This window comes from Pseudomonas sp. FP1762 (assembly GCF_030687105.1).
GTDB classification, from domain to species: Bacteria; Pseudomonadota; Gammaproteobacteria; order Pseudomonadales; family Pseudomonadaceae; genus Aquipseudomonas; species Aquipseudomonas siliginis.
On sequence record NZ_CP117458.1, the window covers coordinates 4,914,349 to 4,939,168 of the forward strand.

The window sequence follows — 24,820 nt, forward strand, 5'->3', positions numbered from 1 at the left end:
GAACGATCATCAAAGCGACCGCGCAATAATCTCCTTCATGATTTCATTGGTGCCGGCATAAATCCGCTGCACCCGCGCATCCGCCCACGCCCGGGCCACCGGGTATTCCCACATGAAGCCGTAGCCGCCATGCAGTTGCACGCATTCGTCGAGCACTTTGCATTGCAGGTCGGTGCCCCAATATTTGGCCATCGCCGCCGTCGGCACATCGAGTTCGCCTTGCAGATGCAGCTCCAGGCAGCGGTCAACGAAGACCCGGCCGATCTGGATCTCGGTGGCCATTTCGGCCAGTTTGAAGCGAGTGTTCTGGAAATCGGCAATCGCCTTGCCGAACGCCTTGCGATCACGGGTGTAATCCAGCGTCCATTGCAACGCCGCTTCAGCCGAGGCCAGGCCGCCAATCGCCACGGTCAGGCGCTCTTGCGGTAACTCCTGCATCAGATAGGCAAACCCGGCCCCCGCCTGGCCGAGAAGGTTCTCCTTCGGCACGCGCACGTCCTGGAAGAACAATTCGGAGGTGTCCTGCGCTTTCATGCCGACCTTCTCCAGGCGCTTGCCTTTCTCGAAGCCCGGCGTATTCGCCTCCACCAGAAACAGACTGGTGCCCTTGGCCCCAGCCTTGGGGTCGGTCTTGGCCACCACGATGACCAGATCAGCCAAAAAGCCGTTGGTGATAAAGGTTTTCGAGCCGTTGATCACATATTCGTCACCGTCCAGAACCGCCGTGGTTTTCACCCCTTGCAGGTCGGAACCGGCGCCAGGCTCGGTCATGGCAATCGCCGTAACCATTTCGCCCGAGACCAGTTTCGGCAGGTATTTGTGTTTCAACGCCTCGCTGCCGTAATGCAGGATGTACGGCGCGACGATGTCCGAGTGCAGGGAAAAGCCGATGCCGGTGAGTCCCAGACGCCCGACTTCCTCAATGACCACGGTGCTGTAGAGGAAATCCGCGCCCAGCCCGCCGTACTCTTCCGGCAGGTGCGAACAAAGCATCCCCGCCTCCCCCGCCTTGTTCCACAGTGCGCGATCGATGTGCCCCTGCTTCTCCCACTGCGCGTGATACGGCACGGCCTCTTTCTCGAGGAAAGTTCGCACACTGTCGCGGAACAATTCGTGCTCGGGGCTGAACAGGGTTCTAGGGATCATGCGGCACCTTTCTTTGTTGTTGGAGGGATTCGGCTCTCAGAGACTAAGCCCCGCTTCCGCTACGGGACACTGGACACATCCGACAAAAAATAAGACGATCCAGCCGTCTGGTGACCACTTTCCCTTATAAAAACAAAACAAAAGTTGAATTATGTCTAAGCACGTCTCCCCGCCCTTGCGGCGCGTCAGCATCCTGGCCATCGATCGGGTTTTCGCTTACACCCTCATGCAAGCCAAGGATTTTTTCCATGTGGCCAGCCTGCGTTACGGCAAACAACTGGGCCACGGCCTGACACCGGCGTTTGAAACGCGCCTGGTCAGCCCGGATGGCAAACCGGTGAAAAGCTTCAGCGACGTGGTCATGCCGGTCGACGGTGGCCTGGAAAACGCCGATGTGATCATCCTCCCGGCGTTCTGGGACGACTTCGATACGCTGTGCGGCCGTTATCCGCAAATCCTGCCGTGGCTGCGCGAACAGCATGCGCGCGGCGCGGTGTTGTGTGGCGAAGCCACCGGGGTGTTCTGGCTCGCCGAAGCCGGACTGCTCAACGGCAAGGAAGCGACCACCTACTGGCGCTTCTTCAATGCCTTCGCCGAGCGTTTCCCCAAGGTCTATCTGAATCAGGACAAGCACCTGACCGATGCCGACAATCTCTACTGCGCCGGCGGTACTACCTCGGCATGCGATCTCTATATCTATCTGATCGAACGCTTCTGCGGCGCGAACGTGGCGCAAGCCGTGGCCCGCGACATCCTCTACGAAGTGCAGCGCAGCTATTCGCCGGGACGTATCGGTTTCGGTGGGCAGAAGCTGCATCAGGACGTGATCATCCTGCAGATCCAGCAGTGGCTCGAAGAGCATTTCGCCGACAAGTTCCGCTTCGAAGACGTCGCCCGCGAGCACGGCATGAGCATCCGCAACTTCATGCGCCGCTTCCAGACCGCCACCGGCGACAAGCCGCTGCATTACTTGCAACGCCTGCGCATCGAGACGGCCAAGGGCCTGCTTTCGGGCACGCGCAAGAGCATCAAGACCATCAGTTATGAGGTCGGTTACGACGATGCTAGCTTCTTCGCGCGACTGTTCCGCCAGCACACCGAACTGTCGCCTAACCAGTATCGGCAACAGTTTCAGCAGGCTGCGTAACTCAACTGCGCGATCCAATGTGGGAGCGAGCCTGCTCGCGAATACGTACTTACCTGCAACATTGACGTTGCTGACACTGCGCTTTCGCGAGCAGGCTCGCTCCCACAGGGAAAAACTTCAGCGCATAAAAAAGGCCTGCAATCGCAGGCCCTTTTTTGTCGCCGAAACTCCGTTTAAGGCTTGTGCGCCCGCGACAGGAATTCGTGAGATTGCATCTCCAGCAGTCGGCTCAGGGTGCGCTGGAACTCGAAGGTCAGGCGTCCGCCGGTGTACAGATCCTTCAACTCGACTTCAGCAGAAATGATCAGCTTGACGTTGCGATCGTAGAACTCGTCGACCATGTTGATGAAGCGCCGAGCGATATCGTCGGTGGTGACGCTCATCTGCTCGACGCCGCTGAGCAGCACGGCGTGGAAGATCTTGCCCAGTTCGATGTAGTCGTTCTGGCTGCGCGGGCCGTCGCACAGTTCGCGGAAGTCGAACCAGGCCACGTCGTCGCAGGTGCGCAGAGCGCGGATTTCGCGGTTCTCGATGATCAGCACATCGTTTTCCACCGCCGCCGTGCACTCCGGCGTCAGTGCCTTGAAGCTCTTGCGCAGGCTTTCGTGGGCGGCTTCGTCGAGCGGATAGTGGAACAGCTCGGCTTGCTCGAGGTGACGCAGACGATAGTCAACACCGCTGTCGACGTTGACGATCTCGGTGTTCAGCTTGATCAACGCGATGGCTGGCAGGAAGCGCGCGCGTTGCAGGCCATCCTTGTACAGGCCGTCCGGCACGATGTTCGACGTCGCGACCAGGGTCACGCCGTTCTTGAACAGCTCTTCCATCAGCGTGCCGAGGATCATCGCGTCAGTGATGTCGGAGACGAAGAATTCATCGAAGCAGATCACCCGCGACTCGGCCGCGAAGCGCTTGGCGATGATGGTCAGCGGGTTCTTCTCGCCGCCCAGGGTTTTCATTTCTTCGTGCACACGCTTCATGAAGCGGTGAAAGTGCGTGCGGGTCTTTTCCTTGAACGGCAACGCTTCGAAGAAGGTGTCGACCAGGTAAGTCTTGCCACGACCGACGCCGCCCCAGAAATACAGGCCCTTGACCGGTGCCTGATCCTTTTTGCCAAACAGCTTGCCGAGCAAGCCCGGCTTGTTCTGGTCAGCGGCGATCAAGTCGTCGTACAGACGCTGCAAGTGACGCACAGCAGTTTCCTGCGCGGCGTCATGGAAGAAGTCCGGGCGTTTCAGATCAGCTTGATATCGTTCTAGGGGCGTCATAATTCGTTAGCAAGGCAACAAAAACGGGCCGTCACTGTAGCGACGGCCTGTGGGAATGGCAATCGGCCCTTGGTCGGGTCGTGCCGCCGATCAGTCTTGAGCTGGAGTCAGCGCGACGCGCAACGCCTCGATGGCGGCGTCCCGCGCACCGATGCTGGCAAACGCCGGGCTGTCGCCCACGCACTCACCGGCCAGCCAGACGCTGAAGCTCAGGTCATCAGTACGCACATCCAGCGACTCGCCGGACTGCAACTGTTTGGTCACCTGGCCGGCAGTCTTGCCGTCGGCGAAGTTGCGCGACAACAACAATTGCTCGCCATCGGCCGCCAGCAGACGGAAACGGAAGCTGCCGTCGTCCTCGCGGAAGCTGACGAAACGTGCGGCTTTCGCGGCTTTCTTCTTGGTAGTCGCGGCCACCTGAACCTGATTGACGAAAGAACGCAGGCCAACGGCTTCACGCAATTCGTTGAGGAACGGAGTGGCCACCGCCCGGGCCTTCTTCGCACCAATCTGCAGGATGTCTTCCAGGTCCGCCGGACGCTCGATCAACTGGTGATACTTCTCGCGCGCCTCGCCCAGCTCGTTGTCGAGCAACTGGAACAGGCGATTCTTCGCCTCGCCCCAGCCCAAACCACCGAGCAGTTCGCTGCGGAACTCGTCAGCCTGCGCCGGAGTGGCGAAGGCCTGGAACAGAGTGAACAGGTGCGAGTTGTCCGGATCTTTCGCTTCGCCCGGGGCCTTGGAGTCGGTGACGATCCGCGAGATCGCGTCCTTCATTTCTTTCGCGCTGCTGAACAACGGAATGGTGTTGTCGTAGCTCTTCGACATTTTGCGACCGTCGAGGCCTGGCAACGTCGCCACGCTTTCTTCGATCAGCGCTTCGGGCATGTTGAAGAACTCTTTGCCCTGGCCGAACAGATGGTTGAAACGCTGACCGATATCGCGGGCCATTTCCACGTGCTGAATCTGATCGCGTCCGACCGGCACCTTGTGCGCGTTGAACATCAGGATGTCCGCCGCCATCAGCACCGGATAGCTGTAGAGGCCCATGGTGATGCCGGCATCCGGGTCTTCACCCGTCTCAACGTTCTTGTCCACCGAGGCCTTGTAGGCGTGCGCGCGGTTGAGCAGGCCCTTGGCGGCGACGCAAGTCAGCAGCCAGGTCAGCTCGGGGATTTCCGGGATGTCGGACTGGCGGTAGAACGTCACGCGGTCGACATCGAGGCCACCGGCCAGCCAGGTCGCGGCGATTTCCAGACGCGAGCGCTGGATGCGCAGCGGGTCATCGCATTTGATCAGGGCGTGGTAGTCGGCCAGGAAATAGAACGAATCGGCCTGGCTGTCGCGGCTGGCGAGGATTGCCGGGCGAATGGCCCCAGCGTAGTTGCCCAAGTGCGGCGTGCCAGTGGTGGTGATGCCGGTGAGAATGCGGGTACGGTTGGTCATGGGTAATCGCTTGTCAGACTGCAATCAATTCGAGAGACGCGGCAGCAGCAGATCCTTGAGATCGGTCAGCTTGCCGTGAAAAAAGTGTCCGCATTCTGCCACTTTCAGCAGCTCATGGGGGCGCTGGAGTTGTTCCGACCACTGGTAGACCAGTTGCGGATCGATGACTTCATCGGTTTCCGGCTGGATCACGGTCAACCCGCCGTGCTGCGGCAGTTGATCCTGCTCGCCCAGACGCATCACCGCCGGGGCAACCATGAACAGGTGGGCAAGCTGGACGCCTTGGGCTTCGAGACGGCCGCCGAGACTTGCTGCAACAAATCCGCCGAAGGAGAAACCGAACAGGGTCAGCGGCAGATCCGGGTGTTTTTCCCGCAGCCATGTGGCGGCGGCCTGGGCGTCGTCGACTTCACCGGTGCCCATGTCGTGCGTGCCCTGGCTGGCGCCGACGCCGCGATAGTTGAAACGCAAGGTGATCAGGCCTGCGTCGCGCGCGGTGCGCTGCAGGGTCGAGACAACCTTGTTGAGCATGGTGCCGCCCTGCACCGGGTTCGGATGGCAGATCAGCGCGATGCCGCGTGGCTGCTCGTTATCCAGATACAAAGCCTCAATTTGGCCGACAGGGCCGTCAATCACTACAGGGGTTTCACGCATCAGCAAGGGAGGAACTCCGTGACCTCGAATCGGGTCGACTCGTCTAGCAAATTGTCTGTGCCAATCTATTGCGAGTGAATCGCGGTATACAGCGCAGGTTCGAGCCGTTAACGTAAAGCAAAGCCGTTTATAGAGGAAGGACTCGTGGAACACTCGCTCTTAGTTTGGTTGTTACCGACTCTTGCCCTGGTTGTGGGTGTCGCCATTGGATTCCTGATCGCGCGCGTTGCGCCGAACGCCGCACCGAGCCGCACGCAGCGTCAACTGGATGATATCCAGGAGCGTTTCGACAGTTATCAGAACGAAGTGGTCACCCACTTCAACAGCACAGCGATGCTGGTCAAGAAACTGACCCAGAGCTATCAGGAAGTGCAGGACCACCTCGCCGAGGGCGCCAATCGTCTGGCCCTGGACGAGCAGACCCGCCAGCGCCTGATCGCCGCCCTGCACGCCGACGCAGCGCAGGCACCTCGCGAACGCCTGACGCCACCGCGCGATCAGGAGCCACCGCGTGACTACGCACCGAAATCGCCAAATTCCCCTGGCATGCTTGATGAGCATTATGGTTTGAAGAAGTAATCGAGTTTCGCGCCCAACAAAAAGCCCCCGGACAATGCTGTTGTCCGGGGGCTTTTTTGTATCGGCTGATTTTGCGGTGACAACACTGGCCTTTTCGCGGGCAAGCCCGCTCCCACAGGGGTCAGGTGTGGAACACAGACTTTGTGGCCACCGCCAATACCGGTGGGAGCGGGCTTGCCCGCGAAGAGGCCGGCACTGCCCAGACAAAAAAATGCCCGATCACAGGATCGGGCATTTCTTCATTCAGGCAATCGCTTATGGATACTGCTGCACCGTACCCGGCTGTTGCTGCTGACCACCATACTGCTGGCCCGGAATCGCCTTCAGGTTGACTTCAACGCGGCGGTTCTGCGCGCGGCCGTTGACGTCGCCGTTGCTGGCAATCGGGTTATCCGGGCCGGCGCCACGGGCCGACAGGTTGGCACCGCTGACACCTTGCGAGGTCAGGTAGGTCGCCACGCTCTGCGCACGACGCTGGGACAGGTCCATGTTGTGCTGGCGGCTGCCGGTGCTGTCGGTGTAACCGACGATTTCGATCTGGTTCTGGTTGAATTCCTTCAGCGAGTTGGCCAGGTTGTTCAACGGCTGGTAGAAACTCGGGGCAATGTTCGCCGAATCGGTGGCGAAGGTGATGTTGCCCGGCATGATCAGCTTGATCTGATCGCCCTGCCGCTGCACTTCAACGCCAGTGTTGGCCATGCTCGCGCGCAGTTTCTTTTCCTGCTGGTCGGCGTAGTAGCCGTAGCCGGCAGCGGAGGCACCGACGACAGCAGCGCCGATCAAGGCGCCCTTGCCACGGTTGTCGTGACCGATGGCGGCACCGGCGAGTGCGCCGGCCAGCGCGCCGAGGCCACCGTATTTGGCGGTTTTGCTCATGCCTTGCGAGCCACCGTCGGCCTGACCCTGATTGTCATACGGATTAGGCGAGGCGCAGCCGGACAGCACGGCCACGGCAGTAGCGACAATAATCAAACGACGCGTGGTGAACATGGAGAGCTCCTGGTTTTCTGCATTCTGTGGTGCAGCGGCCACTGATCAATCAATGGACCTGCGCGGGCGTTGGATCATGACAATGCCTAAAAATTCCGCCCGCTGCCCGTGACAAAAAATTCAGGCACGCACAAACGGGTTCTCGCGCATCTCATCACCCAGACGCGTGTCCGGGCCGTGCCCGGTGACAACCGTTGCGTCCTCGTCCAGCGTATACAGCCGCTGCTTGATCGAACGCACGATGGTCGCCTGATCGCCACCCCACAAATCCGTGCGCCCTACCCCGCGACGAAACAGCGTGTCGCCGGCTATCAACAGCTTAGCCTCGGAAAACCAAAAGCTCATGGACCCGGGTGTATGTCCCGGCGTGTGCAGTGCCACACCGCAACCGCAGGCGAGTTCTTCGTCATCGCTCAACCAGCGATCCGGCGACGGCACCGGGGTGTAAGGCACGCCGAACATCTGGCATTGCATTTCAAGGTTGTCCCAAAGGAACTGGTCTTCCTTATGCAGATGCAGGGTCGCGCCGGTTTTCTCCTTCATCTGCCCGGAAGCGAGAAAGTGATCGAGATGCGCGTGGGTGTGGATGATGCTGACGACTTTCAGGCCATGGGCATCGAGGCGCGCCATGATCAGGTCCGGGTTGCCGCCGGGATCGACGACGATGGCTTTTTTGGTGAGTGGGTCGCCGATGATCGTGCAGTTGCACTGGAGCGGGCCGACGGGGAAGGTTTCGCGGATAAGCGCAGGGCTGGGCGTGATCATGGAAAAATCCTGGACAGGGTCAACGCCGTTGGCAACGGCCGATGGCGAATTTTACCGTCGCTAGAGCAATAACCCCAACGCCTTCGCCCGCGCCACTGCCTGCGTACGCCGCTCGACCCCCAGCTTGCTGTTGATATGGCTGGCGTGGGTTTTCACCGTGTGCAGGGAAATGAACAACTGCTCGCTGATTTCCTGATTGGAACAGCCTTGGGCGATCAGGCGCAGCACCGCCAGTTCGCGGCTGCTGAGTTGTTCGGTAGCGGAGCTTTCCACGGCCGGGCGTGGCGCGGCTGTTGGAAAATGCGTGAGCAATTGCTGGCCGACCGCGTTGCAAGTGAGCGCCTGCAATTGTCCGCGCAACCAGTCGGCATGGTTTTTCAGCAGCGCATCAAAAGGCTGGTAAACGCCGCCGGCCGCAGCTTCCAGCGTCTGACTCAACACCTTGCGCGCATCGGGCTCGCGTCCACTCGACAGCAACAGCGCCACCTTCTGCGTCAACGCCATCACACTGAGCAACTGGCGTCCGGTCCGCTGGCCGTTTTCATGCAACACGTTCAGCCGCCCTTCGGCGAGCATAGGCTGCCCCTGAATCACATCGAGCAGCGCCTGTTGAAGTTCCACATGCAGCGGCAGCTGTGGATGAAACTCCGGTGGCGCCGCAGCGTTTTCGCCGGTGTAGGTCTGGCCCAATCGTGCAAGCCACGCCTCGGCGAGATCAATCCGGCCCTGGGCCAGCCACAGCTCGCATTTGACCAGGGTGATCATCGCCAGATAGTAGATCGGCGGCACGTCCCAGATGTGCATCAGGCGTTCGGCTTCGGCGAGTTCGGCGAAGGCCTTGGCGAACTCGCCGCTGGCGCCGTCGAGGCGGGCAATCACGCAGTGGCCGATCAGCACGCTGATGTCGCGACAGGCGCGCGCCTCGCCAATGCCGGCCAGCAGACGCACGCGTGCGGCTTGCGGCTGCAAACGCATCGCCAGCAGGAAACCTTCGTACAACGTCAGCCGCGCGCGTACAGCGTACAGGCGTTGCGGCGACAGACCGCGCAAGCGTTCCAGGCCCTGATGCACTTCATCGAGCGCACGCAGAATCTCGCCCCTCGATTGCAAGACTCGAGCTCTGTCGTAGTGAGCCAACGCTTCGAATAATGGATTGCCGACCCGTTGCGCCAGCTCGAGGGATTCACGGTTCAGGCCACGGGCGCGCCACAGATCACCGTCGGCGATCGCCAGATTGGACAAGGTCGACAGGCACATCAGCCGCTGGCCATAACGCTTGGCCGGCAGGCTCTCCAGCGCTTCACTGCAATAACGCAGGGTCAAATCGCGATGGCCGCGCCCGCGAGCGATGATCCCGCTCAGCGCCAGCCATTGCGCCAGCATGGATTTTTGCGCGGTGGCCGAAGGCGCCGGCAGGAAACGGCTCAAATGGCTGGCCAGCTCTTCAGCGGCGTCGAGCTGACAGGCCAGCCCCAGCGCCCAGCTGTAGAGCACGATCAGCCGTGGCGTGCTGATCAGCAGGCTGTCGGGCAAGTCCATTTTCCAGCGCAGCAGCATGCCGACGTTCTGCTCGGCGAGCAGCTGTTCTTCGGACAGGTTCTGTACCAGATTCGCCGCGACGTCGAGATGCCCGGCACGCAACGCCTGCTCCACCGCTTCGTCGAGCAGGCCTTGCGCATTGAACCAGCGGCAGGCGCGCAAATGCAGGGTAGCGTTGGGCACCATCGCCTGGGCGATCGGCCGGCTGCGCAACAAGTCAGAAAACAAATGGTGATAGCGATACCAGTGACCGTGCTCGTCCAGCGGCACCAGAAACACTTGGTGAGCGAGGAGAAAGCGCAGGATCTCGGCGCTGTCGTGGGCTTCGCGGACGGCGTCGCACAGCTCGCTGCAAAAGCGTTCCTGCGGAGCGGTTTCGTAGAGGAAGGATTGCACTTCGGCGGGCAGGCAATCGATGACTTCTTCGAGCAGATAGTCGCGAATCAGCCCTTCCCCGCCGTTCAATGCTTGCGGCAGCGCGGCATCGTTGCCCGCCTCGGCCACCGCCAGCAGCCAGAAGCGCAGGCCGGCGACCCAGCCTTCGCTGCGCTGGATCAGGCTTTCCAGTGCTTCGCCGCGCAGTGAGCTGCTGTGGCGGTCGAGCAAGGTCAGGGCTTCGTCGTGGGTCAGGCGCAAGTCCTGTTCGTGCAGCTCGAGCAACTGCCGCGACAGGCGCAGACGCGCCAGATGCCAGTCCGGGCGCTGACGGCTGGTGACCATCACCAGCAAGCCATCGGGTAGATGATTGAGGAAGAATTGCAGGCAACGATCCAGCACCGGCCCCTGAGCGAGGTGGTAGTCGTCGAGCACCAGCAGCAGCGGTGCAGCAGGATCGAGGTGCAGCGCCAGCTCATCGAGCAGACCGTCGAGCCATTCTTCAAAAGCGAATGGCTGATGACGCTGACGCATTTTCAGCAGACCAAGAGCGCCAGCGCCCAAGGCCGGAAAGTAGTCCTGCAGACCTTCGAGCAAGCGCTCAAGAAAGCGTCCGGGATCGCTGTCACGCGGACTCAAGCCCAGCCAGAGACTTTGCCAATGCGCCGGCAGGCTCTGACAGAACTCCACTGCCAGCGAGCTTTTGCCGAACCCGGCCGGGGCGCTGACCAGCAGCAACCGACCTCCGAGCCCGGCCTGCAGACGCTGGCAAAGGCGCGGCCGCAAGACATAGCCATCAGGCAGCGGCGGGCGAAAAAAACGCCCGTCCAGTGCTGCGACGGTGATGCTTGCGGGACCCGGAAGTGGGGACAGATCAGTCATGGCCGGCTCTTGTTCGAAGGCGATTGGCGGCGTTGCAGAGGTCCGCAGCCTAGCCTTAAACGAAGAGGTAATGAAGGTCGCTGCTACAAATGGCTACAAAAAGCCTACACAGCGCCGCCAAAATCCGGCATCACCGACCAATCGCGACCACGATGAATCCGTGTAGGAGCTGCGGCGTGAAACCGCACGCAAAAAAACGCCCCGAACCGGTCGGGGCGTTTTCACGAGGATGCGGCCTCGGGTTTACGCAGGTTTAGCGAACACCATCCTGACGCAGAGCGGCCGGGGTGAAGTCGCTGGTGGTGGCGGTGAAGCCGAAGTCATACGCCTGCTTCTCTTCGTTCTTCATGCCCAGTGCCAGATAGCGGCCGGACTGCAGGTCGTAGAGGGTTTCGAGGGCGTACCACGGCACTTGCTTGTCGTAGTAGTTCTCGGCATGCGCCTCGGCTACACGCCACAGTTGGCCGCGACCGTCATAGTGGTCGATGACCGCTGCCTGCCAGGTGTCCTCGTCGATGTAGAAGTCACGCTTGGCGTAGATGTGGCGCTGGCCTTCCTTCAGGGTCGCGACCACGTGCCAGACGCGGCGCAGCTCGTAGCGTGCCAGGTCCTGGTTGATGTGACCGGCCTTGATGATGTCCGAGTACTTCAGTTTCGGATCGTCGAGCTTGTAGCTGTCGGAGGCGATGTACATCTCTTTCTTGCCTTCGAGCTTCCAGTCGTAACGATCCGGCGCGCCGTTGTACATGTCGAGGTTGTCCGAGGTACGCAGGCCGTCGGCGGCAGTACCCGGGCCGTCATACGACACTTGCGGTGCACGGCGCACACGACGCTGCCCGGCGTTGTAGACCCACGCCGAACGCGGCTCCTTGACCTGATCGAGAGTCTCGTGCACCAGCAGTACGCCACCGGCCAGACGCGCCGGCGCGGTCACTTTCTGCTTGAAGTAGAACAGGATGTTGCCCGGGTTCGCCGGATCGTAATCCTTCATCTTGTCGCGGAACACGAACTGATCCTGGAAGTACACCAGGCTGTACGAGCCGTTCGGTTGCGGCGTGGCCTGGGTCACCAGACGGGTCACGCTGCCGCCGCGATAACGGGTGATGTGGTTCCAGATCACTTCTACACCGGTTTTCGGGATCGGGAACGGCACGGCGGTATCGAAGTTTTCCAGACCGTTGCCGCCGGACACCAGGTTGGTGCTGGTGGCGTTCTTCTTGATCGCGGCGAACACGTCATCCGGCACGGTGGCGCCGCGATGGGACGGATAGACCGGCATCTTGAAGGTTTCCGGGTAGCGCTTGAACATCGCGTACTGGCCCGGCGCAAGCTTGTCTTTGTACTTGTCGACATCCTTGGCGGTGATGGTGAACAGCGGCTGCTCACTGGCGTAAGGGTTGGACAGGAAGCCCTTGCTGTCGACGCTGCCGGCATTTTTCGGCAGCGGTTTCCAGGCCGGGATCGAACCGTCGGCATTACCGGCCATTTCCGCGCCCATCGGCGTCAGGCTCTTGCCCAGTTTATCCGCTTCGGCAGCAGGCACCGCCGCCATGACACTGGTCGCCAGCAGCGACAGGCCCAGAACACCGGCGTGGAACAGACTCTTTGTTATTTTCATAAATTCGTTCGTCCTGAAATGCAGTGCTTAGAAGTTCACGCCGAAGCTGAGCGCCACGAAGTCGCGGTCATCCACGGTGGTGTACTTGCCGTCGAAGAAATTGGTGTAAGCCAGGCTCGCGGTGTAGGTGTTCTGGTATTCGGCGTCGACGCCCAGGCTGACCGCTTTGCGACCTTCCTCGAAGTTGCCGCCAGGGCCTGGCGAGTAACCGCTCACGTCGTGGGACCAGGCCACGTTCGGCTTCAGGTTCACGCCAGCGAACACGTCGTTGTATTCCCAGATCGCCCGACCACGGTAGCCCCACGACATCGACGTGGTGAAGCCGTCGTTTTCGCAATTGCGGCTGCGGTTGTTCTGCGGCGAACCGGGACCTGCGCCGTTGATGGTGCTGTTGTTGAGGATGTTGGCGCAGGTATCGACTGTGCCAGTAGCCGGCAACTCACCCGGACCGTAGACCGGATCGCGGCCATAACGCTTGTCGGAACGGCTTTCCAGGCCACCGACGTAGGTCGCGCCGACTTCACCAACGAGGGTCAGACGGCTGGCGCCCATGACCTGATCGAAGAAGTGCGTGAAGGTCGTCTGGATCTGGGTGATTTCCTTGCGCTCATAGCCATGCAGGTCCTGACCCGGCACGCCAGTGAGCAACGAAGCGTTGGTCAGCGCGCCGCCCAGTGGACGCACGCCGGCAAACAGGATGTCGGTGGAGTTCAGTTGCACCGGCGCGTTCGGACGGTAGCTGATCTCACCGCTCCACGCCGTACCGGTAGGCAGGGTGGTGGAGAAACTCAGGCCGTAGAGACGAATGTCTTCCGGGTATTCGATGAAGTAATTCGAATTGCCCGCGACCAGCAGCGGTGCGAGTGCGGCGAACGGCCCCGGCAGCGCGGCGGCAGTGTTGTAGACCGACTGCGGTGCGCCGGTTGCACTGAAGATCGGCGCACGGCTGTGGTAGTTCATGAAGTAGGCGCCGAACTCGGTGTCGAGTGGCTCGAACATGTATTTGAGGGACGCGCCCCACTGACCGCTGTCGCGCGCGTCACGGTCCGGCCCACGGCGCACCAGCACGCCTTCTTGGTCGACGTTCACACCGTTGGCGGCCAACGGCCCCAAAGCGATCGCCGGAATCTGCGAACGCTTGTTCAGTACGCGCAGATTGCTGTCGCAACCGTCAGCAACGATGTCCGGCTGGGAGAAGAAGGTGCCGCAGTTGTCGACGACGGTCTGGTCCCATTCCAGTTGGTAGAACGCTTCGGCCGAGAGGTTATCGGTGAGGCTCTGCGACACGTAGAACATGTTGACCGGAATCAGGCCTTCCTTGATCTCGGCGCCCGGACGACGGAACGCGGAGACGTCGATCGGGTTGATCGAGTTGATGCCGCCGCCGATGAAGGTACTTTCACCCCAGCTCACTACCTGCTTGCCCAGACGCACGGAGCCCGGCTGATCGGCAATCGCGTAGTTGTGGTAGACGAAGGCGTCGAGGATCTGCCCGCCGGAGGACTTGGCGCCCTCTTTGCGGTTGCTGTCGCTGATGTCCTTGAATTCGCGGCTCTCGTCCTTCAGTTCGAAGTCGTACCAGTATTTGCCACGGACGAACACGCCGGTGTCGCCGTATTTCAATTCAAGGTCATGGATGCCCTTGAAGATCTTCGAAAAGGTTTCGCCGCTCTTGAAGTTGGCGTGCCCGTCATCGGAAGTCTGCGACAGGCCACGGCCGCCGTTGTTGACGCCGATAAGGTTCTTGTTCGGGCTCTGAGTAGACCAACTGGCACCGATCGACAGGGACGAGTCGAACTGGCCTTCGATTTCACCGACGTTGAAACTGACGCCGAATGCAGGCCCGGCGAGCGAGGAGGCAAGACTGACCGCCAGAGGCAGTTTCGCCCGGCGCCAGAACTGGTTTACTGAGGTCATCGACGCTACTCCATGTGCATTATTGTTATGGCAGTGAGTACTTTTAAAAACGCTGTGGAGGACCGGGCGCCAGGGTTGCCCGAAATCACTCCAGAGTTGCTCGCCCCGATCAGTGCGTGTGCTCCGTTTCTAAAAAGTCCTTGAGCGGACTATATCCAGCGGGTGGTAGTGCTTGATCCCTCTAAAGTGTGATTTGCAGCCGCCAACCACTCTGGAACAGTCCTTTCGCCAGTCCGACACACGTCGGCAGGGCAAGGATGGCTGATTTTTTCGATTTCACAAGCCAAGCGCTTGCTTGGTGGGTCTGGCGCGCCGGTTTCGGCGCGCCATCAGGCACTCAAAGTGTGGAAAGGAAGGTGCTGTTGTTGGCTTGCCACTCGGTGATGTCGAGGCGAATGCGCTTCTTGTCGAGCTTGCCGACGCTGGTCTTGGGAATTTCGGTAACAAGGGCGATCTGACTGGGGATCGCCCACTTGCTCAAGTGTCCCAGCTCGACGAACGGCTTGAGGTGTTCCTTCAGTTCCCGTGCACCGATCACCTGCCCTTCGCGGACCACCAGCAAGGCAAACGGGCGCTCGCCCCACTGCGGATCGGCGATGCCCACCACTGCTACTTCGCGTACCGCCGCATGCCGGCTGATGAGGTCTTCGAGGTCGAGGGAGGAGATCCACTCGCCGCCGGTCTTGATCACGTCCTTGATGCGATCACGAATATCGATCACGCCCATGCTGTCGAGCGTGGCGACGTCGCCGGTGTGCAACCAGCCACCGGCCCAGAGCTCGGCGCCCTTCTGCGGTTCATTGAAATAGCCTTCGGTCAGCCACGGCGCGCGCAGCACCAGTTCGCCCTGGGTTTCACCGTCGGCCGGAAGGAAGTTGCCGTCGCCGTCGACAATCGCCGCTTCGACCAACGGCCCCGGCACGCCAGCCTTGATCCGATAAGTGGTGCGCTCGTCTTCGCTGCCGGCCATCAGTTCGTCGTTGAGGTGCGCGCAAGACACCAGCGGCCCGGTTTCCGACATGCCGTAAGCGGCTGTCAGCTGAATGCCACGGGCCTTGGCGTTTTCATAAAGACTGCGATTGAGCGCGCTGCCGCCGATGACGATTTTCCAGCCGCCGAAGTCGGCACTCTGCGCGGCTTTGGCGTTGAGCAGCATCTGCAGGATGGTCGGCACGCAATGGGAAAAGGTGACCTTCTCCTTGCGCCACAACTCCACCAGATACTCCGGATCGTAGCGCCCCGGATAAACCTGCTTGAGCCCGAGCATGGTCGCCACGTACGGCAAACCCCAGGCGTGGACGTGGAACATCGGCGTGATCGGCATGTACACATCGTTGGTGCCGAGCAGCCGTACGCTGTCGATCGAACCCATGATCGTCGCCACGCCGATGGTGTGCAGCACCAGTTGCCGATGGGTGAAATACACGCCTTTCGGATTGCCCGTGGTGCCGGTGGTGTAGAACGTGGTGGCGACCGAGTTTTCGTCGAAGTCCTGGAAATCGTATTGCGCACTCGCAGCGGCCAGCAGTTGCTCGTATTCGCCGACGAGGTTGGGCAGCGCTGCGGTTTTCTCCGGGAGATCGGTCAGCAGCAGGGTTTTCTCCACCGTGGTCAGCTGCGGCGCGATGGCCTGATACAGCCCGACGAACTCGCTGTTGACCAGCACGAAGCGGTCCTCGGCGTGGTTCATGGTGTAGAGGATCTGCTCCGGCGACAGGCGCACGTTGATGGTGTGGATCACCGCGCCGATCATCGGAATGGCGAACATGCATTCCAGGTAACGGTGGCTGTCCCAGTCCATCACCGCCACGGTGTCACCGGCCTTGACGCCGGCAGCCGTCAGCACGTTGGCCAGCCGCGCAACCCGCTCGATCAGGGTCGGATAGCTGTAGCGCAACTGGTCGCGGTAGATGATTTCGCGGGTTTTCTCGTAACGGGCGCCGGACATCAGCAGCCGTTTGATCAGCAATGGATACTGGTAGGCCCCATCGGCCGGCGGAATGACCCGAGTCTGCAACATAAGAATCCCTTTTCTGACTGCACGGTGTTGGCGGAGAGATTCGTACTCTAGTGCGCCAGCATGACAGTCAAATCAGCCAAAGGAATGATTTGCAGAGCCGTACAAATGCTAGCTTTGCGCCAGCACCCCAGGTATCTGGAAATTGGATATGGCCCATGTAGGAGCTGCCGAAGGCTGCGATCTTTTGATTTGCTTATGAAAAGACAAGATCAAAAGATCGCAGCCTCGTTGCACTCGTCAGCTCCTGCAAGAGAACAACGCGGCCCGGTCAGTGCATCTCGGTGAACGCGATTTTCACGCCGAGAGCAATCAGCACCGCGCCCATGGTGCGGTCGAACCAGTGGCCCATGCGCGCGAAGCCGGCGCGCACGCGGTGTTGGCTGAACAGCATCGCCACCAGACAGAACCAGATCGCCGTCGCCACCGCCAGGTAAACGCCGTAACCGGCCTGCACGGCCAGCGGCGTGTGCGGATTGATCACCACGGTGAACAGCGAGAGGAAAAACAGCGTGGCTTTCGGGTTCAGGCCGTTGGTGACGAAGCCCGAGGTAAACGCGCCCCGCGCGGTGCGTACGCCGGTTTCCCGGTGCAAGTCATCGGTGACGGTTTTCGCCGGTTGCGCGCGCAAGGCCTTGAAGCCGATGTAAAGCAGATACGCGGCGGCGGCCCACTTCAGCGCGTTGAACAGCACGATCGATTGCGACACGATCAGACCGATGCCGAGCAACGAATAGCCGACATGCAGGAAAATCGCCGAGCCCACGCCCAGCGCGGTCCAGGTGCCGGCGCGGCGCCCGTGGGTCACGCTCTCGCGCACGACGACTGCAAAGTCCGGTCCGGGGCTGGCCACGGCGAGCAGATGGATCAGGGCAACGGTCAAGAACTCGGTCCAGTACATGGGGGCTCCTCAGGATTCGAATGTTCACACTGGACTCATTGCCGAATGCTTTCCCTGTGGGAGCGAGCCTGCTCGCGAAAGCGCTGGGTAAGCCAACAGAGATGTTGACTGGGCCAGAGCTTTCGCGAGCAGGCTCGCTCCCACAAGAGTTCAAGGCATCTCGGTGTCGAGTAACCAATTGTTTCATCTGGTAGGCTCGGCAGAGTACGCCCTCCGCTCACAGCACAAAAGGTACAGTTGATGACGAACACGCGCCGCGCGGTATTCCTTGATCACCCTTCGCTGGATCTCGGCGATCTGGACCTCGGTCCGTTGCGCGAATGCTTCAGCGACTTGCAGCTGTTCGCCCAGACGTTGCCGGAACAGGTCAGCGAACGCCTGCACGGCGCCAGTGTGGCGATCACCAACAAAGTCGTGATCGACGCCGCTGCAATGGCTGCCAACCCGCAACTGAAACTGATCCTGATCAGCGCCACCGGCACCAACAATGTCGACCTCACTGCCGCCCGCGCTCACGGCATCACCGTGTGCAATTGCCAGGCTTACGGCACGCCGTCGGTGGCGCAACACACGATCATGCTGTTGCTCAACCTCGCCACGCGCCTGGCCGACTATCAGAAAGCTGTGAGCGCAGGCCGCTGGCAGCAGGCGAAACAGTTCTGCCTGCTCGACTACCCGATCGTCGAACTGCAAGGCAAAACCCTCGGCCTGCTCGGCCATGGCGAGCTCGGTGGCGCCGTGGCGCGATTGGCCGAAGCGTTCGGCATGCGTGTGTTGCTCGGACAGATTCCCGGGCGCCCGGCTCGGCCGGATCGCTTGCCGCTGGAAGAACTGCTGCCGCAGATCGACGCCCTTACCCTGCACTGCCCGCTCAACGAGCACACCCGGCATTTCATCGGCGCCCGCGAACTGGCCTCGATGAAGCCTGGCGCATTTGTGGTCAATACCGCCCGCGGCGGCCTGATCGATGAGCAGGCGCTGGCCGACGCTTTGCGCAGCGGTCACCTCGGCGGTGCGGCCACCGACGTGTTGAGTGTCGAGCCACCGACCCAGGGCAATACGCTGCTCGCCGCCGATATCCCGCGCCTGATCGTCACCCCGCATAACGCTTGGGGCAGTCGCGAGGCGCGCCAGCGTATCGTCGGGCAACTGAGCGAAAACGCCCAGGCGTTCTTCAGCGGTGAGGCGCTGCGGGTCGTCAGTTGATAAACTGCGGCACTTTTTTTCAAGGAGCAGTTATGGATCCGCGCAGTGAAGTACTGCTTCGTCAGGCCGAGTTATTCCAGGGTTCGCTGCTGTTGGCCGGCCTGCCCGCCGATGATTTGCTCGGGCGTCTGCCGAATGCGCTCGGCTGGTGCTGGCACGCTGGCGACCAAGCCGCACTGGACGCGCGTTTCGAGGGCCGCAGCCAGTTCGGCGTGAACGTGCCCGAGCGTGAGTTCGACAGCGCTGTGGTGTTTCTGCCCAAATCCAAGGACCTGACCGATTACATCCTCAACGCCGTGGCGTCGCGTCTGGCCGGGCGTGAGGTGTTTCTGGTCGGGGAAAAACGCAGCGGCATCGAAGGCGCATCCAAACAGCTCAATCCGTTCGGCAAGCCACGCAAACTCGACAGCGCCCGGCACTGCCAACTCTGGCAAGTCACCGTGGCCAATGCGCCTGAAGCGAAATCCCTGGAAAGTCTTGCGCAGACCTACGAACTGCCCCTGGCCGAAGGGCCGTTGAAAGTCATCAGTTTGCCGGGCGTGTTCAGCCACGGTCGACTGGATCGCGGCAGCGCCCTGCTGCTGGAGCATCTGGACAAACTGCCGAGCGGCCATCTGCTCGATTTCGGTTGCGGCGCCGGCGTGCTCGGGGCTGCGGTGAAACGTCGCTATCCGCACAATCAGGTGACGTTGCTGGATGTCGACGCGTTCGCCGCCGCCAGCAGCCGTCTGACCCTGGCCGCCAACGGCCTGGAGGCGGAAGTGCTGACCGGCGACGGCATCGATGCCGCGCCGATGGGTTTGAGCGCGATTCTGAGCAATCCGCCGTTCCATGTCGGCGTGCACACCGATTATTTCGCTACGGAGAACCTGCTGCGAAAAGCGGCAAAACATCTGAAAAACGGCGGCGAACTGCGCCTTGTGGCGAACAGCTTTCTCAAGTATCAGCCGTTGATCGAGGAGCACCTGGGCGTGTGTGCGATCAAGGCTGAAGGCAATGGTTTCCGGATTTACCGGGCCAAGCGCGGTTGAAAATTTGTTCTTGCCCAATCGGATTTGCCTAGGCAGAATCCGCTCCGTCCTAGGGGAGTAGTCTCCCACGAGCGCCAAGCTCGTCCGGCATACGTCAACATACTTGATCCTCAGATCATGGCGTATGCGACCCAAGCGTCCGCACCAGACGGATCGCAGGGTTTGACAAGACCTATGACACGCACACCTTACCCGGGGCGGGAAGGCTGTACGTGTCATAGCCGTGTCGACCCGCCCCTTAGGAAATCCCTGATGCTGGACTCGTTACTCGTTCCCACCGCAATCGTTGCCTTGGCCGAAATCGGCGACAAGACGCAACTGCTCGCGCTGATTCTCGCCGCTCGCTTCCGCAAACCCTGGCCGATCATCGCCGGGATTGTCGCCGCGACCCTGGCCAACCACGCAGCAGCCGGTGCGGTAGGTGCCTGGTTCGGCAGTTTCTTCTCCGACGCCGTTCTGCACTGGATCCTCGCCGCCAGCTTCGCCGCCACGGCGCTGTGGACGCTGGTCCCGGACAAGATGGATGACGACGAGGCCAGCACGGCGCGCAAGTTCGGGCCGTTCCTGACCACACTGATCGCATTCTTCCTGGCGGAAATCGGCGATAAGACCCAGATCGCCACGGTGATGCTCGCCGCGCAATATCCGGAACTGTGGCTGGTGATCATCGGCACCACCGTGGGCATGCTGATTGCCAACGTGCCGGTGGTACTGGCGGGTAATTTTGCCGCAGAGAAACTGCCGCTGACCCTGATCCGCCGCCTCGCGGCTTCGGCGTTCATGATTCTGGCGATTGTTGCGGTTTATAAAGCGATGCAGAGCAGCGGCTGGGTTTAACCCCGTCTACTGAACTACCCAAAACCTGTGGTGAGGGGATTTGAAGGATCGTTCCCACGCTCTGCGTGGGAATGCCTCAAGGGACGCTCCGCGTTCCAATGGGACGCAGAGCGTCCCGGGCTGCATTCCCACGCAGAGCGTGGGAACGATCATTGGCTCAGGACTTCGGGGCTTTTTCGTACAACGGCATTACTTTCGGAATCGCTGCCTGCAACGCAGCAATGCGGCTGCTGGATGCCGGGTGAGTGCTCATGAATTCCGGTGGCGCTTCTTCGGAAGCCTTGCTCATCTTGTCCCACAGGGTGATCGCCGCGTTCGGGTTGTAACCGGCGCGGGCGGCCAGTTCCAGGCCGATCAGGTCGGCTTCGTTTTCGTTGGCGCGACTGTTGGGCAAGGTCATGCCGTAGTTGGCTACGGTGTCGGCCAGCGCCAGGCTGTCCTGGCCCAGACCGAACAAGGCACCGGCGCCCTGCTTGGCCATCTCCATACCGTAAGCCTTGGACATCGCTTCACGACCGTGCTCGCGCAGGGCGTGGGCGATTTCATGGCCCATGACCGCAGCGATTTCATCGTCGGTGAGTTTCAGGCTGTCGATCAATCCGGTGTAGAAAATGATCTTGCCGCCGGGCCCGCAGTTGGCGTTGAGCTCATCGCTCTTGATCAGATTGACTTCCCATTGCCACTGCGCCGCGTCCGGGCGGAAGGTTGGCGCCTGGGCGATCAAGCGGTTGGCGATGGTCTGCACGCGTTTGGCTTCCGGGCTGGTCTTGTCCAGCACACCTTTGCTCGACGCCTCGCCGACGGTCTTCTGATAAGACTGCGCGTACATCTGGTCCACCTCTTGCGAGGACAGCATGCTGAACATGTACTGCTTGCGCTCCACGCCGACGGCACCGCCGCTGGTGGTGTTGACCGACTGACAACCGGCCAGCAACAGCGCTGCGCTCAAAGCACTTACCACTAATGTCTTGTTCATTCAAAAGCTCCCTGAAAACCTGAGGCGTATCCTAGGCGGCTAATTGTATTGGCGCCAGATACAACGGACGCATTGCGCGTACATCCACCTAAGGCCGCAAGACTGGCTGGAAATTCCTCAACGCGCATTGAATCCGCCGTGCACCGATCCATCAGCGACATCGCGCGGCGATTCCGACCAGCGTCTCTCATGGCCGCGCCCACCCCGCCGATAAATCCCTCGCAGATTGTCCTCTTGCGTGCGGAGCTCCCATGAAGTTCAAGTCGATCCAGTTTTCCGTCGCCGCTCTGGCCGGCGCCATCGTTCTCAGCGTGGTCGCGGCGCTGGTGCTGTACGCGCTGTTCTCCGGCGCTCGCACTCAAGAAATGGTGCAACAGCGCACCCAGGCGCAGTTCGAGCAAGTCATCGAACAGCGCCTGACCTCGCTGGCGCAGACCCAGGTCAGCCAGATCCAGCGCGAACTCGAAGCGCCGCTGCTGATTGCTGGCGGCCTGGTGCGCGTCAACGCCCTGCTCGGCACAACCGGCACCGATGGCCAGCCGCGCCTGAGCATCAGCCGCGAACAACTGATCAGCCTGATCAAGGAAAACGTCGAAAAGAACCCGAAGATTCTCGGCACCTACATCGGCTGGGAAAAAAACGCACTGGACCACAATGACGCGGCCTACATCGGCAGCGCCGTGGTCGGTATCGATCCAGCCAATGGACGTTTCCTGCCGTGGTGGTTCCGCAATACCGACGGCAGTCTGGGCGTGGACAAACTGGCCGATGTCGACGATCAGAAAACCTTGTCCACCGGGGTGCGCGCCAGCGAGTACTACCTGTGCTCGAAAGAGACGAAGAAACCCTGCGTGATCGACCCGGCACCGTACAAGGTCGGCGACAAGATCGTCATGCTCGCCTCGTTCATTGAACCGATCATGGTCAACGGCGCGTTCCAGGGCATCGTCGGCGCCGACCTCTCGGTGAACTTCATTCAGGACATGCTCCTCGCCGCCAACCATAAGCTTTACAGCGGCGCCGGTGAAATGGCGCTGGTCGGCGGCAACGGGCGGATCGTTGCCTACACCAAGGACTCGAGCAAATTTGGTGAAAAAGTCAGCGACATCCTCGACGCCGAACAGGCCAGCAATCTCGCCAACCTCAAGCGCGACGAGGTCACCTATGCGGTGAATCAGGCCAAGGGCCGCATCGAACTGTACCTGCCGTTCGGCATCGGCCAGACCGACGCACGCTGGACGCTGATGCTGCAATTGCCGCTCAACGCGGTCATGGCCGATCTGCAAACCCTCCAGGCTGATCTTGATGCCCAGCGCAAGTCCGACACCTTCGGCATGGCCATGGTCGGCCTGATCATCGCCGGCATCGGCCTGCTGGTGATCTGGCTGGTGGGTCACGGCATCGCGCGGCCACTCAAGCAAATGGTCGCCATGCTTGATGACATCGCTCAGGGCGAAGGCGATCTGACCCGTCGCTTGAGCAGTGACCGCAGCGACGAATTGGGCTCGATTGCCAAAGGCTTCAACACTTTCCTCGCGAAGTTGCAGGCGATGATTACCCAGGTGGTGACCTCGGTGCAGAGCGTCAGCGATTCCTCGGAACACACCGCCGACATCGCCATCCGCACCAACATCGGCGTGCAGAAACAAATGGCCGAAATCGATCAAGTGGCGACAGCGGTGCAGGAAATGACCGCCACCGCCCAGGACGTGGCGCGCAACGCCACGCAGGCCGCACAAGCGGCAAGCCACGCCGATCAGGCCGCCAGCCAGGGCATGCAGATCGTGCGCGACACCTCGAATTCGATTGGCGTACTGGCGGTGGAAATCGGCAAGGCTGTCGAGGTGGTGCAGACGCTGGCCAAGGACAGCGAAAACATCAACGCCATCCTCACTGCCATTCGCGGCATCGCTGAACAGACCAATCTGCTGGCACTGAACGCGGCGATCGAAGCCGCGCGAGCCGGCGAGCAGGGTCGCGGTTTTGCCGTGGTCGCCGACGAGGTGCGCAATCTGGCGCAGAAAACCCAGAAGGCCACCGAAGAAATCCAGAGCATGATCCAGCAGTTGCAACAGGGCACCCGCGATGTGGTGCGCGTCATGGAAGACAGCCAGAACCGCACCGACGAAAGCGTGCAGCACGCGGCGAAAGCGGCCGAAGCGCTGGAGACGATCACCCAGGCCGTGTCGGTGATCAACGACATGAACACGCAGATCGCCAGTGCGGCAGAAGAGCAAAGCGCAGTGGCCGACGACATCAACCGCAACGTGATCAACATCGGTCAGGTGGCGAATGAAGTGGCGGGCGGTGCGGATGAATCGAGTTCGGCGAGCGCCGGGTTGACCAAACTGGCGGAACAGCAGCGGCGGTTGATCAATCAGTTCAAAGTCTGAAAGATCAAGAGCCCCTCACCCTAGCCCTCTCCCGGAGGGAGAGGGGACCGACCGCGATGTCTTGCGCTATACATCGACCTGAAAAAAACAGTCGATTATGGATTCACAACAGATCGTTCAGGTCGGTGTACCTCTCAAGCATCCCCCATTCGGCGCCCTCTCCCTCCGGGAGAGGGCTGGGGTGAGGGGATTTTGATCCACGCAAATCAAGCCGGGGTCAAACACTCCGGCCCATTCAACTTCGGATCATTCACCAGATTCGCCAACACCCGCTCACGCAGCGCCGCCGGCTCACTGGCGAGCAACCCCTGCAGCACATGCAGCGGCGTTTCGGGATCAAGCCAGGCAGCCTGCCCCGCTTCATCGAGAATCAACGGTCGCCGCTGACTCGCCGCCGATTGAGTGATCACTGCCGTGCTCAGCCAGACCTGTTCCTGCACCGGATACGCTTCCCAGATCGCGGCGAAAAACAACGATGAGCCCTCCCCCGGCGTCAACCAGTACGGTCGCTTGCGCTGGGTGCCGCGCCATTCGTAGAAACCGTTGGCCGGCAGCAGGCAACGCCGCAGACGCAGCGCCTCACGAAACATCGGCTGCTCGGCCACGGTTTCGGCGCGAGCATGGGCCGGGGTCTTCGACAGATCGGTCAGCCACGGCGGTGTCAGGCCCCAGCGCGCACGGGCCAACGTGCGCTGGCCGCCTTCGTCGGCACGCAGCATCAACACCGAATCATTGGGGGAAATGTTCCACTGCGCCTGTTGATCGGCGGGAAAACCTGGCAGGGCCGCAAAGTCGCGGTTCCAGCGAAACAGGGCATAACGTCCACACATGGGGCAACATAACTCTGAATAAAACCAGCGCCAGCCTAACAGACCAGCGTCCCGGGGAAGCTCTCCGGTTCGTCGCCGTGCAGCGGCAGCGCGGCATTGTACAAGTTGATCAGCTCGCGGGCGTATTCGGCCTGATCGTTATCCACCGACAGCCCGAGCAGGCCGAAGATCGGCAGTTCACCCGTACCGCCCACCAGATCACAGCCGATCAGGTGCGCCTCGATTCCTTCGTTGGCGAGCATGCCCTTGAGCATCTCCCCTTCCATCAGGTTCGCCGGTTCGTAGATGCGCTGCATACGCGGC

At 61.1% G+C, this 24,820-nt stretch carries 20 protein-coding genes, 1 pseudogene and 1 riboswitch; of the genes and pseudogenes, 7 read left to right on the top strand and 14 right to left on the bottom strand.

Annotated features, from left to right (window positions below; genetic code table 11):
- Positions 1 to 9 precede the first annotated feature (9 nt).
- On the bottom strand, positions 10 to 1,146 hold the full coding sequence (locus tag PSH90_RS21830; RefSeq protein ID WP_252868274.1) for an acyl-CoA dehydrogenase family protein: 1,137 nt from the start codon (positions 1,144 to 1,146) through the stop codon (positions 10 to 12).
- A gap of 250 nt (positions 1,147 to 1,396) precedes the next feature.
- Between PSH90_RS21830 and PSH90_RS21835 the strand changes: the two genes are divergently transcribed.
- On the top strand, positions 1,397 to 2,293 hold the full coding sequence (locus PSH90_RS21835) for a GlxA family transcriptional regulator (protein ID WP_163012735.1): 897 nt from the start codon (positions 1,397 to 1,399) through the stop codon (positions 2,291 to 2,293).
- 173 nt (positions 2,294 to 2,466) lie between these two features.
- Here PSH90_RS21835 and zapE read toward each other — a convergent pair whose 3' ends face one another.
- From zapE to PSH90_RS21850, 3 genes are all read right to left on the bottom strand, one after another.
- Positions 2,467 to 3,561 carry a cell division protein ZapE gene (gene zapE, locus PSH90_RS21840; protein ID WP_252868275.1) on the bottom strand — a complete coding sequence of 365 codons (1,095 nt, stop codon included), beginning with the start codon at positions 3,559 to 3,561 and terminating at the stop codon, positions 2,467 to 2,469.
- A 90-nt stretch (positions 3,562 to 3,651) separates the two neighbouring features.
- Positions 3,652 to 5,007 carry a tryptophan--tRNA ligase gene (locus PSH90_RS21845; protein ID WP_305381516.1) on the bottom strand — a complete coding sequence of 452 codons (1,356 nt, stop codon included), beginning with the start codon at positions 5,005 to 5,007 and terminating at the stop codon, positions 3,652 to 3,654.
- A gap of 24 nt (positions 5,008 to 5,031) precedes the next feature.
- Complete coding sequence (locus PSH90_RS21850) at positions 5,032 to 5,661, bottom strand: alpha/beta hydrolase (RefSeq protein ID WP_051600784.1); 630 nt, start codon at positions 5,659 to 5,661, stop codon at positions 5,032 to 5,034.
- Between the two features lie 144 nt (positions 5,662 to 5,805).
- Between PSH90_RS21850 and PSH90_RS21855 the strand changes: the two genes are divergently transcribed.
- Positions 5,806 to 6,240, top strand: coding sequence for a YhcB family protein (locus PSH90_RS21855; protein WP_016773251.1), 435 nt, complete (start codon positions 5,806 to 5,808; stop codon positions 6,238 to 6,240).
- A gap of 255 nt (positions 6,241 to 6,495) precedes the next feature.
- Here the strand turns inward: PSH90_RS21855 and PSH90_RS21860 are convergent, their stop codons facing one another.
- From PSH90_RS21860 to PSH90_RS21890, 7 genes are all read right to left on the bottom strand, one after another.
- Positions 6,496 to 7,230 carry an OmpA family protein gene (locus PSH90_RS21860; RefSeq protein ID WP_041479972.1) on the bottom strand — a complete coding sequence of 245 codons (735 nt, stop codon included), beginning with the start codon at positions 7,228 to 7,230 and terminating at the stop codon, positions 6,496 to 6,498.
- A gap of 120 nt (positions 7,231 to 7,350) precedes the next feature.
- On the bottom strand, positions 7,351 to 7,992 hold the full coding sequence (locus PSH90_RS21865; RefSeq protein ID WP_162245422.1) for an MBL fold metallo-hydrolase: 642 nt from the start codon (positions 7,990 to 7,992) through the stop codon (positions 7,351 to 7,353).
- Positions 7,993 to 8,055: 63 nt separating this feature from the next.
- Positions 8,056 to 10,791, bottom strand: a complete 2,736-nt coding sequence (locus PSH90_RS21870; RefSeq protein WP_056790235.1) for a LuxR C-terminal-related transcriptional regulator — start codon at positions 10,789 to 10,791, stop codon at positions 8,056 to 8,058.
- Positions 10,792 to 11,044: 253 nt separating this feature from the next.
- Complete coding sequence (locus PSH90_RS21875; RefSeq protein ID WP_024014265.1) at positions 11,045 to 12,409, bottom strand: DUF1329 domain-containing protein; 1,365 nt, start codon at positions 12,407 to 12,409, stop codon at positions 11,045 to 11,047.
- Positions 12,410 to 12,436: 27 nt separating this feature from the next.
- Complete coding sequence (locus tag PSH90_RS21880; RefSeq protein ID WP_056790239.1) at positions 12,437 to 14,326, bottom strand: DUF1302 domain-containing protein; 1,890 nt, start codon at positions 14,324 to 14,326, stop codon at positions 12,437 to 12,439.
- A gap of 337 nt (positions 14,327 to 14,663) precedes the next feature.
- Entirely contained in the window at positions 14,664 to 16,346 is a 1,683-nt protein-coding gene (locus PSH90_RS21885) for a fatty acid--CoA ligase (protein WP_305381517.1), read from the bottom strand.
- A 268-nt stretch (positions 16,347 to 16,614) separates the two neighbouring features.
- Positions 16,615 to 17,244: a LysE family translocator gene (locus PSH90_RS21890; protein ID WP_056790244.1), complete on the bottom strand. Its 630-nt coding sequence runs from the start codon at positions 17,242 to 17,244 to the stop codon at positions 16,615 to 16,617.
- Between the two features lie 240 nt (positions 17,245 to 17,484).
- On the opposite strand from PSH90_RS21890, the gene PSH90_RS21895 reads away from it, so the two are divergent.
- The 3 genes from PSH90_RS21895 to PSH90_RS21905 all read left to right on the top strand — a co-directional run bounded on the left by PSH90_RS21895 (position 17,485) and on the right by PSH90_RS21905 (position 20,318).
- Positions 17,485 to 18,450: a 2-hydroxyacid dehydrogenase gene (locus PSH90_RS21895; protein WP_305381518.1), complete on the top strand. Its 966-nt coding sequence runs from the start codon at positions 17,485 to 17,487 to the stop codon at positions 18,448 to 18,450.
- A gap of 32 nt (positions 18,451 to 18,482) precedes the next feature.
- Positions 18,483 to 19,481, top strand: a complete 999-nt coding sequence (locus PSH90_RS21900; protein WP_305381520.1) for a class I SAM-dependent methyltransferase — start codon at positions 18,483 to 18,485, stop codon at positions 19,479 to 19,481.
- A 40-nt stretch (positions 19,482 to 19,521) separates the two neighbouring features.
- Positions 19,522 to 19,644: riboswitch (yybP-ykoY riboswitch) on the top strand.
- Positions 19,645 to 19,733: 89 nt separating this feature from the next.
- Complete coding sequence (locus tag PSH90_RS21905; protein WP_016773243.1) at positions 19,734 to 20,318, top strand: TMEM165/GDT1 family protein; 585 nt, start codon at positions 19,734 to 19,736, stop codon at positions 20,316 to 20,318.
- 157 nt (positions 20,319 to 20,475) lie between these two features.
- On the opposite strand, the gene PSH90_RS21910 is transcribed toward PSH90_RS21905, so the two are convergent.
- Positions 20,476 to 21,294, bottom strand: a complete 819-nt coding sequence (locus PSH90_RS21910; RefSeq protein WP_305381521.1) for a M48 family metallopeptidase — start codon at positions 21,292 to 21,294, stop codon at positions 20,476 to 20,478.
- A gap of 1,430 nt (positions 21,295 to 22,724) precedes the next feature.
- On the opposite strand from PSH90_RS21910, the pseudogene PSH90_RS27615 reads away from it, so the two are divergent.
- Positions 22,725 to 22,784 (top strand): annotated as a pseudogene (locus tag PSH90_RS27615) (hypothetical protein); the annotation flags it as partial.
- Positions 22,785 to 22,982: 198 nt separating this feature from the next.
- Positions 22,983 to 23,687 (top strand): methyl-accepting chemotaxis protein, encoded by a 705-nt coding sequence (locus PSH90_RS27620; protein ID WP_370695149.1) that lies wholly within the window; start codon positions 22,983 to 22,985, stop codon positions 23,685 to 23,687.
- Between the two features lie 206 nt (positions 23,688 to 23,893).
- Here the strand turns inward: PSH90_RS27620 and PSH90_RS21920 are convergent, their stop codons facing one another.
- Positions 23,894 to 24,517, bottom strand: a complete 624-nt coding sequence (locus PSH90_RS21920; RefSeq protein WP_256809611.1) for an SOS response-associated peptidase — start codon at positions 24,515 to 24,517, stop codon at positions 23,894 to 23,896.
- Positions 24,518 to 24,552: 35 nt separating this feature from the next.
- Positions 24,553 to 24,813 carry a putative signal transducing protein gene (locus tag PSH90_RS21925; RefSeq protein ID WP_041479982.1) on the bottom strand — a complete coding sequence of 87 codons (261 nt, stop codon included), beginning with the start codon at positions 24,811 to 24,813 and terminating at the stop codon, positions 24,553 to 24,555.
- Between the last annotated feature and the right edge of the window lie 7 nt (positions 24,814 to 24,820).

Bases quoted from the DNA above. Each gene is read 5' to 3' on its own strand.
- PSH90_RS21850 (WP_051600784.1), bottom strand. From the start codon at position 5,661: ATGCGTGAAACCCCTGTAGTGATTGACGGCCCTGTCGGCCAAATTGAG.
- PSH90_RS21860 (WP_041479972.1), bottom strand. From the start codon at position 7,230: ATGTTCACCACGCGTCGTTTGATTATTGTCGCTACTGCCGTGGCCGTG.
- PSH90_RS21870 (WP_056790235.1), bottom strand. From the start codon at position 10,791: ATGACTGATCTGTCCCCACTTCCGGGTCCCGCAAGCATCACCGTCGCA.
- PSH90_RS21920 (WP_256809611.1), bottom strand. From the start codon at position 24,517: ATGTGTGGACGTTATGCCCTGTTTCGCTGGAACCGCGACTTTGCGGCC.
- PSH90_RS21910 (WP_305381521.1), bottom strand. From the start codon at position 21,294: ATGAACAAGACATTAGTGGTAAGTGCTTTGAGCGCAGCGCTGTTGCTG.
- PSH90_RS21900 (WP_305381520.1), top strand. From the start codon at position 18,483: ATGGATCCGCGCAGTGAAGTACTGCTTCGTCAGGCCGAGTTATTCCAG.
- PSH90_RS21895 (WP_305381518.1), top strand. From the start codon at position 17,485: ATGACGAACACGCGCCGCGCGGTATTCCTTGATCACCCTTCGCTGGAT.
- PSH90_RS21905 (WP_016773243.1), top strand. From the start codon at position 19,734: ATGCTGGACTCGTTACTCGTTCCCACCGCAATCGTTGCCTTGGCCGAA.
- PSH90_RS21885 (WP_305381517.1), bottom strand. From the start codon at position 16,346: ATGTTGCAGACTCGGGTCATTCCGCCGGCCGATGGGGCCTACCAGTAT.
- PSH90_RS21880 (WP_056790239.1), bottom strand. From the start codon at position 14,326: ATGACCTCAGTAAACCAGTTCTGGCGCCGGGCGAAACTGCCTCTGGCG.
- PSH90_RS21875 (WP_024014265.1), bottom strand. From the start codon at position 12,409: ATGAAAATAACAAAGAGTCTGTTCCACGCCGGTGTTCTGGGCCTGTCG.
- PSH90_RS21925 (WP_041479982.1), bottom strand. From the start codon at position 24,813: ATGCAGCGCATCTACGAACCGGCGAACCTGATGGAAGGGGAGATGCTC.
- PSH90_RS21845 (WP_305381516.1), bottom strand. From the start codon at position 5,007: ATGACCAACCGTACCCGCATTCTCACCGGCATCACCACCACTGGCACG.
- zapE (WP_252868275.1), bottom strand. From the start codon at position 3,561: ATGACGCCCCTAGAACGATATCAAGCTGATCTGAAACGCCCGGACTTC.
- PSH90_RS21890 (WP_056790244.1), bottom strand. From the start codon at position 17,244: ATGTACTGGACCGAGTTCTTGACCGTTGCCCTGATCCATCTGCTCGCC.
- PSH90_RS21830 (WP_252868274.1), bottom strand. From the start codon at position 1,146: ATGATCCCTAGAACCCTGTTCAGCCCCGAGCACGAATTGTTCCGCGAC.
- PSH90_RS27620 (WP_370695149.1), top strand. From the start codon at position 22,983: ATGACCGCCACCGCCCAGGACGTGGCGCGCAACGCCACGCAGGCCGCA.